This is a genomic window from Taibaiella soli, assembly GCF_003236175.1.
GTDB lineage: Bacteria > Bacteroidota > Bacteroidia > Chitinophagales > Chitinophagaceae > QKTW01.
In genome coordinates this window covers 172872-184015 of record NZ_QKTW01000009.1, presented here as the reverse complement: position 1 = coordinate 184015, position 11144 = coordinate 172872, and the positions used below count along the sequence as shown (strand labels likewise).

Below are 11144 nucleotides of genomic sequence, written 5' to 3'. Positions count from 1 at the left end.
CCGCTCCTACCCTGCTCATGGATCCTAAACCCTTTTTTATGTCAAATAAAACACGAGCAGAACTCGAACAAATATTCATCAATGGCGCAAAGCCTACAGAAGACGACTTCCACGACTGGATGGATAGTTATGTGCACAAAGACGATCCAATCGACACAGCGCCGACAAGCGGATCAAATTACTATATACAAAACCAATACGACGCGCCCCAAGCTGCCGATTTCAAAGTCAACCAAGGTAATGTGAATACTTTTTCCGCGCATTGGACAGGAGGCGTGAGGCTGAACTATAACGGCTACGCATTTTATTGTAGTACTGGCGGCAATCTTGGTGGTGTGCTATATGCAGATGCTGCCAATGTGGGATGTATTGTTAATCTCAGCACAGACTACTCCTATGGCGATATCTACCAAGGAAACCTGACCGGTATGCGCAATGGCGAAACGCACAGCAACGCGGTATTTGCAGCCAATATGACCGCCACCCAAAGTGATGTTCCCTATTATAATGGTTATTATGGCCTGAAAGTTATTGGCAACGTGGTTAACCAACGCGCTTACGGCGTTTATGTAGACATGCAAGCGAGCGATTCAAGCGCAAATCTCTACGCGATACTGGTTAATAATGGCAAGGTCGTCCTAAAAAACCTGCCTGTATACGATGACAATACACAAGCATCCTCACTTGAGGCAGATCAGATGTACCGTACCTCAAACGGCGATTTAAAAATCAAATACTAAATAAAAATTCAAAATCGATTATCCACTAAAATTTAAAAAATGAAATACTACAATTTAGAAAACGGAGCTTTCATAGAAACCGCTAATGGCCTGTTACCAGGCATTGAATGGCAGGAAGGCGCCAATAAATTTCGCGCTATAATGACAGTGCCCAATTTTACGGAGTTACAACATGGCCGTCAAATTACCTGCATGTATTCTGTGCAGATACAACCTTCGGGATTAACAGAGTGGATTTTTGTAAGAAATGAATCAATTATTATCACAAACCAAAACTTCATTAATACGCAAACGGTGTCATTAGTGCCATCCTCTGAGGCAAAAGATGAACATGGATCATTGAAACCCGGCTACGCGGGTCAATTGGATTTCTTTGTAAGCATGATCGGCAAGGGCCTTTATCAGCCAATCTTACCGATGTATGATTTGATAATTGAATCTATCATTACCCAAGAAAACATTCCACAATCTTAGTTCCGTCTTTGCACAGAAATAAATATACAGAGCGGGATTTTAAATCTCACTCTTGCATTCAAAGATCATTTCGCTCTCTTGCAAATAAGCTGCACGCGTGCATTGTTTCTTTACTTCTTTGATTCATTTTGAATGTAAACCCTGTCACAAAAACACAACCACTGTGCCTTAAGGGGGCGGTGGTTTTTTGTACCCTATTTCTAAAAACTCTAAATCATATAAAAAATGCAACCCTCTAACACGAATGGAAACGGCAGTGGGCAAAGCAATCCACTCGACCGCTACACGAATCAACCGCAGCAAAAAAAAGACGACAGCCCCTACTACCAATCCCAGGCGCCAACGATCTCGCTACCTAAAGGTGGCGGTGCACTCAAAGGCATTGATGAAAAATTTTCCGTCAATGCAATCAATGGTACTGCCGGATTGCAAGTAGGTCTGCCGCTGTCTCCCGGCCGTGGTGGCTTTACACCCGCCTTGTCACTTTCCTATAGCTCTGGTGGTGGCAACAGTGAATTCGGTCTCGGTTGGGGACTAAGTCTTCCTGCTATCCAACGTCGTACCGATAAAAAACTACCGCTGTATGATGACGCGGGCGAAAGCGATGTATTCCTGCTCGCGGGCGCCGAAGATCTGGTGCCTTGGCTGGATGGCCAGGGCTTGCCGCATGAAAATTATATCTCCGTTGATGGCGTCGTAAAATATTCCGTGCGCCGTTATATCCCTCGTATCGAAGGACTGTTTGCGCGCATTGAACTGATCGGCGACATGGGTTCTGCCGATAAATGGTGGCGTGTTACCACCAAAGACAATATCACAACCTGGTATGGTCTTTCGGCAAGCGCGCGTATCGCGGATCCTGCTGATGCGGGTCGTATCTATAAATGGCTGCCGGAAATTACGATCGACAATAAAGGCAATGTGCAGACTTTTGCCTACAAGCAGGAAGACTTCGAAAATGTGCCCATGGCCGTTTATGAACGAAATCGAATGAACAGTAATGCACTCTGCACGAACACTTATCTGAAACACATCCGCTATTGCAATAGGGTTCCTTTTCTGATCGACGAAACGGAAATACAGCAAATGTATGAGCCCACGCTCCCTGAAGATTTTACCTACCTCATGGAAGCAGTACTGGATTATGGTGATCATACATCTGATGTCTCAGGACTGGAACCAGATACAAGCTGGTCATTACGCAATGATCCGTTTTCTGATTTTCATGCCGGCTTCGAAATCCGCACTTATCGCAAATGCCGCCGGGTATTGATGTTTCATATCATCAACGAACTGGCGGAAGATGCGGCCCACAACCCAATACCTACTTTAGTACGCTCGCTCGATCTCACTTATCTGCACGATGGCAACACCGATCTGCAGGAAGCAGATATGATCACCAAAATCAGTCAAACCGGTTATCAGCAAACTGCCAGCGGTCCGCTCCGTAAGTCTTTACCAGCTATGGAAATGGATTACCAGCCGCTGCAATGGAATAAAAACATGCAATCGGTAACGGCCAAAGATTTTGCCAATGCACCACAGGGCCTTACCGGCAATTACCAGTGGACGGATCTCTGGGGCGAAGGATTGCCGGGTATTCTTTCCGAGCAAAATGGCAGTTGGTTTTATAAATCTAACCTCGGCAATGGTCATTTTGCGCCAGCGGTACAGATCGCTCGAAAACCTTCTATAGCCGGTCTTGGCACAGAACTACAATGGCAGGATCTCGACGCTGATGGTCGCCGTCAGTTGGTATCACGCAGCACCCATATGCCCGGTTATTTTGAACTGAATGATGATCAGCAATGGCTTTCGTTCCGCAGTTTCAAAAACAATATCAATATTGATTGGAACAGTCCATTTACCAAAATGCTGGACCTGGATGGTGATGGTCGTGCCGATCTGCTGCTCACAGAAGATCGTGTCTGGACCTGGTACAAAAACGAAGGTACTGATGGCATCATTACAGGTGGACAATCAAGCGCCGCATTTGATGAAGAAAAAGGTCCGCGCTTAGTGCTCAACGATAATGTGCAAAGCATTTTCCTCGCCGATATGAATGGCGATGGCATGACCGATATTGTGCGCATCAAAAACGGCGAGATCTGCTACTGGCCAAATATGGGCTATGGTCGTTTCGGCGCGAAGGTAACAATGGCAAACGCACCTCGTTTCGCCAATCCGGATTTGTTTAACCCAATCTATCTGCAGCTCTGCGACATCAGCGGTACAGGCGCCGCCGATATTATTTATCTCAGTCACAACAGCGCCACTGCCTGGATCAACCTGGCGGGTAATGGCTGGAGCACCGGACAAGAAATCAGTTCGCTGCCTTCGGTAGAACCTTATTCAAAATTTGCAGTACTCGATTTTCTGGGTAATGGCACGGGCAGCATTGTATGGAGCTCCCCGCTACCACAACATGCATCCGCGCCAATACGCTATGTCGATCTGATGGGCGGTATCAAACCGTATATCCTGAAGAGCTATCGCAACAATATGGGTAAAACCATATCGCTGCAATACAAAAGCTCCGCGATGTACTATCTCGAAGACAAAGTCAACAACACGCCATGGGCCACCCGTCTGCCGTTCCCTGTACAGTGTCTGCAAAAAGTAACGACTACCGATGCGGTAAGTGAAACTTCGTACACGCAATCTTACAGCTACCACCACGGCTATTACGATCATGAAGAACGCGAGTTTCGCGGCTTCGGACGGGTTGATACAACAGATATTGATAGCGCAGTAGCAGTCACCTCTTCAGGGGCCGGCAACTCGCTAGATCAATCACCTGTATTTACAAAAACCTGGTATCACACCGGTGCGTGGATCCGTGAACGCACCTTGCTGGATGCTTATGCTACCGAATATTTCGCCTTAGATGGTGACGTAGTGTTGCCGAATACTCTAGAGCAACCTGTTGGTCTGAATCCACAGGAGCTACGCGAGGCGCATCGTTCACTCAAAGGCTCACCGCTCCGGCAAGAAGTATATGCGCTGGATGGAACGGATAAAGAATCGATTCCTTACACCATTACTAGTACTTCTTATGCCACAAAAACCGTACAACCTTTAGCGGGCAATCGTTATGCCTCCTTCCTGAGCTACCAGCAGCAAAGTCTTGCCTGGAGCTGCGAACGCGATGCTGCTGATCCGCGTGTGCAACATAGTCTCACACTCTCGGTAGATGAATATGGGAATGTATTGGAAAGTGCAGCGATTGTATATGGTCGTAAGGACACAACAGGTATGCCTGATGTAGTAGCAACCGAGCAACAAAAAATGCATATAGTGCTTACGGATGCTAAGTACACTAACGATGCTATTGTAACTGACGACAACACGCCATCGCTCGCCTATCATCTGCGCGTTCCATACGAAGGCAGCAGTTACGAAGCCACGCTACCCGCTGGCACCAGTACTTCCGAGGTTCTTTCTTTTGCGGATGCAGTCAACGCGATCAATGATGCAACTACTGTAAAAATATTACTGAGCTGTAGTCGTACGGTATTCGCAGCTGACGCTGATGCCATGACGCCGTTGACCTTCGGCACTATGGAATCGCTGGCTATTCCTGCACAGCAATACACATTAGCATATGACAGCCAGGCAATGATCGATAATTGCTTTGATAGCAAAGTGACATCGGCGATGCTGACAGAAGGCAAATACCAGCAAACAACAAACACTCCGTTCGCCACGCTGACAACAGGCACTAATCCCGAAGAAAACCGCTGGTGGATCGCTTCCGGAAAAGCAAATTTCATCAGTGCAAAAGATCGTTTTTATACCCCAGTCTCTTTCATCGATCCCTGGGGTGGCGAAACAACCATCACTTATGTGAATGACTATTACCTGCTGCCGGAAACAGTAACAACACCAGACATCAATACCAACACGCCTGGCAATACCCGCAGTGTAGTGTACGACTGGACGCTGCTGCAACCAACCGAGATGATTGACGAAAACGAAAATCATCAGATGATTTGTTATGATCCGTTAGGTTTACCAGTGGCAACGGCAATCATGGGTAAAGTGAGCGTTCCAGATCACACACAAGGCGACAGTCTCTTGATCAATAACACCGGTGATATGCTTATTGCTGACAGCGATGATGATCTTACTGCACAAAGCGAATTCTGGGAGGCAGTAGATACCAATACGCCCGCAGCTATCGACACCTATGCAAAAGCATTACTCCAACGTGCCAGCTGGCGTTGTATTTATCAGCTCGGTGCCAAAGATGCAGCAGGAAACTTATTGCCCGCACGCGTAGCAATGATTGCCCGCGAAGAGCATTATATCTATGAACAAGCCAATAATCTCGACACCAAAGTACCGATCCGTATTTCTTACACCGATGGTTTTGGTCGTGCCGCCATGCACAAAGTACAGGCTGATCTCCCCTCCTCTGTCATCCTGAGCGCTACTGGTGTCATTCTGAGCGAAGTCGAAGAAGGCAGCATAACTATTAACGAAGGCTGGATTGGTTCCGGCAAAACCGTCTACAACAACAAAGGCAATGCCGTCATGCAGTATGAGCCTTATTTCAGTCTCACCGGCGCCTACGATACCGCAGAACAAGCTGCCCTGCCTTCTTCGGGCGGCGTGATCGGCGGCGCGGTTTCTCCGAAGATCTATTATGATCCATTGGGCCGTGCTTATAAAACAGTAATGCCGGATGGGACCTTCAGCAAAACAGAATGGACCAGTTGGGACCAGACCGTTTATGACAGCAATGATACCGTTCTCGACAGCGATTGGTACGCAACCATACAGGCTTTAGTTACACCTACCGGTACCAGTCTTTCAACCGCCGACAAAGCCATAATAGCTAAAAAGAACGCAGCAGCCAAAGCAGCAGTGCATTACAACACGCCAACGATCATGTACCTTGATTCACTAGCGCGACCATTTTATACAGTGGCCTCCCCCGGAGGAGGGGTGATGGATATCCACAGTTACGTAACGCTCGATATCATTGACAATAAGATTTCGGTGACTGATGGATTGAAGCGCAAGCAACTGCAGTATCGTTATAACTATCTGAAAGCTGCATGCTGGCAGCAAAGCATTGATGGTGGTACACAGGTATCACTAGTAGATGTTGCAGGCGCGCCGCTCTACAGCTGGGATGCAGCCGGCAATGAATTCCATTTTACTTACGATGGATTACGCCGTCCGGTCAGTAAAGAAATAATGATTGGCAGCGTGCCATCATCATTAGAAATTTCTACCTATGGTGAAGGCTTTAACGGCGGCACTTACGATGTAGACCACAACCTACGCGGGCAACTGATCTCGCACAAAGATGGCAGCGGACTGAAAACCGTTCCCGCTTATGATTTCAAAGGCATGCCAGTAAGCGCGCAACAGCAATTTCTGGCGGATGCAGCACTCAGTGATGTCACCTGGGACACGACTGCACCAACACTCAGCAACGAAGTCTTCAGTTCTTCCATCGTCTACAATGCGCTCGGACAAGTACTTTCACAAAGCGATGCCGGTGGTAATATCACTTATCATACCTATGATAAATCCGGACAACTGAAAACGGTTTCGGTAAAAGAAGTAGCAGAAATGTCTGCCATCACGCATGTACAGGACATCCATTACGATGCCAAAGGACAGAGACAATCCATCTGGTATGGCAACAACACCAAAACATCATACGTTTACGATCCGCTGACCTACAGGCTTACAAGATTATTGACGATTGGTCTCGTTAATAATAATATTTTGCAGGATCTCAATTACGCTTACGATGCAGTTGGCAATATCACCTATATCCGTGATAATGCACAGAAAACCGTCTTTTTCGATAACTCCTTAGTTTCCGCAGATCAGGATTTTACTTATGATGCCTTGTACCGATTGATTAAAGCAAAAGGACGCGAGCAAACAAATACGCCATCGTTTCCAACCGCAGACAATGTTAGTGATATTGATAGCACTCCATCGTCCAATAATCCGCTGGCACTGCGCAACTACACACAGCATTATTGCTACGACGCCGTGGGCAATATCATGAAGCTGAAACACTGTGCAGGCACGACTGGCAGTTATACCCGAGACTACACATACACAACGGGAACAAACCGACTGCAAAGCACAACAGCGGGTAATGGCACCCTATCCACCAGCTATCCTTACACTTACGATACACGTGGCAATATGATTACCATGCCGCATCTGCCAGTCATGGATTATAACCTGCTCAATGAGCTGCGCCACATTTCCGCCTCCTTTGGAGGGGGTCAGGGGGAGGCTTACTACCAATATAGCGGCGGCCAACGGATCCGTAAGTACACCGTGAATACTAATTTCACAGAGGAACGTCTATACCTCGGCGGTTTTGAACGCTATCGTAAAATAGACACAGCGACAGGCAAGATCACCATCGAGCGCATCACGATACACATCGCCGATGATGCAGGTCGTATTGCATTATTGGAACGACGTACTACCGGTACTTCTATCATTGATAATAACACGCCAGACTTCCTGCAACGTTATGTATACAGCAATCATCTGGGTTCTGCGACTTTAGAGCTCGATGACGAAGCAGAGATTATTTCTTACGAAGAGTATCATCCTTATGGCACTACTGCTTATCAGGCAATGAGTGATACAATCAAAGCTGTTGCGAAGCGTTATCGTTTTACGGGCAAAGAACGCGATGATGAATCTGGCTTGTACTATCATGGCGCACGGTATTATATTCCGTGGTTGGGTAGATGGTGTGCCGTGGATCCGCTGGAAGGGAAGTATAGCGGATGGAGTGCGTATCAGTATTGTACTTGTAATCCGGTTATGAATACGGATAGTACGGGAACACAGAATGATGGAAAAGAGGAATGGCATGCGCCGATGGCCGCACCGGCCTCTACACCAGACACATTTCATGCTCACGCGGGCTTTGCAAATGGTTTGGGTTCATACGAAAACCCGATTGAATTACCAGTGGCATCTGTTGCACAAAAAAAACAACTAAAGGAAACAATGGCGGCACTAGGGAATGATCAAAATATTGGCTACCCAGAGCAACAAGTATTAAGCAGTGACGTTTATGGTAATGGTCATATCGGGCCCGCAAAAGATGTGCAAATTGCAGTGAATGCAATCAATACGGAATATTATGATAGACTTGGCGAAGCGATTGCTGGAGGCTTTTTTGGGTCCCTAGGATATGCGATACAGGGTGACAAGGGGGCTTTTATTGGACAGCAGGTTGATAATGCAGCGCAAGCAGGTGTTGCACTGCACGCCGATCGGCCGGTAATGCCAGAAAGAACGCAAATTATTCAGACAACGGAAGGTCCTTCACCTATCACAGAGAAATTCACTCTACCGTCTAATATACCCTCCACGGATGCCGCTCCTAGTGGGAAAAGAACAATAATACGAGACGAAATGCAACCCTCACACAAAACCTCACTGCAGCGAGAAAATGAAGGAGCTGATGCATTAGCACAAACAGGATATTCGATAGAACAAAATCCAGCGGTACCAAATTCTAATAAAAACCCAGATTATAAAATAGAAGGGTTAATTTTTGATTGCTATTCTCCTTATAATAGCAACAAGTCTATACGTGGGATTTGGACTGAAGCCGCCGATAAGGTAACCGAGGGACAAGCCGATCGAATATTTTTGAATTTAAAATATTGGAGTGGAGATTTAGGTAAATTGCAACTTCAATTTAAAAACTATCCAATTAAAGGACTAAAAGAAGTAATAATTTTAGACAACCAGAATAATTTATTATATCTAAAACCACCATTATGGCGATCTCATACAACTTTTATGTAAACGGTCATTTCGAAATTAAATCATCATTGGAGCTTTTTTTGACGGAAAACAAAATTAGTTACCAGAAAAGTCCAAATGAAAAATACGACCTATACAACGATTGCGGTATTCTTATCGGGATAAAAACGAAAGAAGTCAATCATTTCGAATACGAAGCAAATGAAAAAAATATTGATTATACATGGGGGAAATGCACTGAAATTTCATTCCGAACAGATAAATTCTTTGACTATAACAAATCTCTTTTTTGTATTCTGAAAATTGTACAATTCCTGCTTATTCAATGCGAGGCAGATGCAGTTTTACTCGCGAATAATGAAAGTTTGCTTTTAAAAAGAGAAAAAGGCATTATTACAACAAATAACGCGAACGAAAATTTTACATCAATGCTGAAAAAAATACTCTTTTTATTTAATTAAATTCAAGCAATAGGCAAAAGAAGAAATGTCCGGCAAAGTACACAGCGAATATTTTTCTTTTCAAACCTATCAAAAATTCCGCTCTTCGACATGTTAGCACAGCGCATGTCGAAGCCGATGAATCGGATTTCAATCCACGTCTCACAACTATTCAAACATTACCAACAACAAATCAAATAACACAAAACGGGTGGCTTTAGCTGCCCGTTTTTGCATGTAGTACGTAACGCACACAAGATGCATTCACCCCAATCACGAACCTTATCAATCTTGAAACTGCAGTGTGTCTATATGGTTTTGATGTATTTTACGGAGTATTGTCTGCGATGATAAATCACAAGCTATCTGTAGTTCGCCATGCGCTACGCTAACATGGAGAACAGCGGGACTAAATACAGAAGTAAATTCGCAAAAAATTAAACAATGATAAAGATTAAAATTCCCTATATCGAAAATAAAAACAATCACATTTTACTCGCTCTAGATAAAATTAGAGAACATAGCATTATGGAATTTAAAACTGTTGGAGTTCTACGAGATATGTTCCATTCTATGAAAGATATTTCATGTGATATTTCTGAGAAAGAACTGCCTGAACTTCTAGAAAAATTAGAAAAGTTAGGATTTATTGTTCTTCTAGAAAACAACAATTAATAGTTGCTGCACCATAGATTTAATCTTAAAAACTCTCTTTTTGATTAAGGTACGACCAGACAAAACGGATTTCCAATCCATATCTCGCTAGCAGTTCAATCATTGTCAACAACAAATCGAATAACACAAAACGGGTGGCGAAAGCTACCCGTTTTTGCATGTAGTATGTAACGCCCACACAAGGTGCATTCACTCCAATCATGAGCCTTATCAATCTTGAAGCTGCAGTGTACCGATATTGGTTTTATATATTTTACGGAGTATTGTGTGCGATTATAAATCGCATGCTATTTATAGTTCTCCATGCGCTACGCTAACATGGCGAACAGCGGGAATAAACGTTAAATTTGAACATATGTTTTTTAAAGATTTTACAGAATACAAAAATACGAAAGGCCGCGTACTACATATTGGTTGGTTAGAACCAGAACACGATTATGAAAAAGGAGAAGTAGATGAGAAAGTCGTAAAAAAATTAATAGCTCTACACGACAGAGAAGCCACGTGTCTGACAAGAGGAGTGCATTTATGTGGTTTTTGTCCGCCCGAAAGAGGGTGGGTCTATTTACAAGAAGGCAAACATCGTATACTAGGCCATGCCGAAATATGGGTTCCCAACAATGACCAAGCAAAAACATTTGCGGCCCCTTCTTTGATCATACACTATATTCTTGAACATGGCTACCGCCCACCTCAAGAATTTATCGATGCTGTGATGGGTTTTGATTTAAATTCGGATTGGTCCGGAGATCAAACATGGATGGATTTGATGGATGATTGGTACGGTCCTCAGGATTGGGGAGATTTCTAGTCCGCATCTCACAACTATTCAAACATTATCATCAACAAATCAAATAACACAAAACGGGTGGCTTTAGCTGGCCGTTTTTGCATGTAGTACGTAACGCACACAAGATGCATTCACCCCAATCACGAACCTTATCAATCCTAAAGCTGCAGTGTGCCGATATTGGTTTTAATGTATTTTACGGAGTATTGTGTACGATTATAAATCGCAAGCTATCTGTAGTTCGACATG

General features: G+C 44.6%; 6 protein-coding genes. All 6 read left to right on the top strand.

The features are described from left to right. Window positions 1-38: 38 nt before the first annotated feature. The 6 genes from DN068_RS06065 to DN068_RS06040 all read left to right on the top strand — a co-directional run bounded on the left by DN068_RS06065 (window position 39) and on the right by DN068_RS06040 (window position 10916). Window positions 39-740 (top strand): hypothetical protein, encoded by a 702-nt coding sequence (locus DN068_RS06065; protein WP_110998002.1) that lies wholly within the window; start codon window positions 39-41, stop codon window positions 738-740. A 39-nt stretch (window positions 741-779) separates the two neighbouring features. Then, the gene (locus DN068_RS06060) at window positions 780-1214 is read left to right on the top strand and encodes a hypothetical protein (protein WP_110998001.1); all 435 of its coding nucleotides are present in this window, start codon (window positions 780-782) and stop codon (window positions 1212-1214) included. Window positions 1215-1439: 225 nt separating this feature from the next. Then, window positions 1440-9032: a SpvB/TcaC N-terminal domain-containing protein gene (locus tag DN068_RS06055; RefSeq protein ID WP_110998000.1), complete on the top strand. Its 7593-nt coding sequence runs from the start codon at window positions 1440-1442 to the stop codon at window positions 9030-9032. Next, the gene (locus DN068_RS06050; protein ID WP_110997999.1) at window positions 9005-9451 is read left to right on the top strand and encodes a SitI3 family protein; all 447 of its coding nucleotides are present in this window, start codon (window positions 9005-9007) and stop codon (window positions 9449-9451) included. Before DN068_RS06055 ends, DN068_RS06050 begins: the two co-directional genes overlap by 28 nt. 423 nt (window positions 9452-9874) lie before the next feature. Continuing rightward, window positions 9875-10105, top strand: coding sequence for a hypothetical protein (locus tag DN068_RS06045; protein ID WP_110997998.1), 231 nt, complete (start codon window positions 9875-9877; stop codon window positions 10103-10105). A gap of 355 nt (window positions 10106-10460) precedes the next feature. Beyond that, window positions 10461-10916, top strand: coding sequence for a DUF7919 family protein (locus tag DN068_RS06040; protein WP_110997997.1), 456 nt, complete (start codon window positions 10461-10463; stop codon window positions 10914-10916). Window positions 10917-11144: the final 228 nt, after the last annotated feature.

Coding starts and splice junctions, on each gene's coding strand:
- DN068_RS06060 (WP_110998001.1), top strand. CDS start 780: ATGAAATACTACAATTTAGAAAACGGAGCTTTCATAGAAACCGCTAAT.
- DN068_RS06045 (WP_110997998.1), top strand. CDS start 9,875: ATGATAAAGATTAAAATTCCCTATATCGAAAATAAAAACAATCACATT.
- DN068_RS06040 (WP_110997997.1), top strand. CDS start 10,461: ATGTTTTTTAAAGATTTTACAGAATACAAAAATACGAAAGGCCGCGTA.
- DN068_RS06050 (WP_110997999.1), top strand. CDS start 9,005: ATGGCGATCTCATACAACTTTTATGTAAACGGTCATTTCGAAATTAAA.
- DN068_RS06055 (WP_110998000.1), top strand. CDS start 1,440: ATGCAACCCTCTAACACGAATGGAAACGGCAGTGGGCAAAGCAATCCA.
- DN068_RS06065 (WP_110998002.1), top strand. CDS start 39: ATGTCAAATAAAACACGAGCAGAACTCGAACAAATATTCATCAATGGC.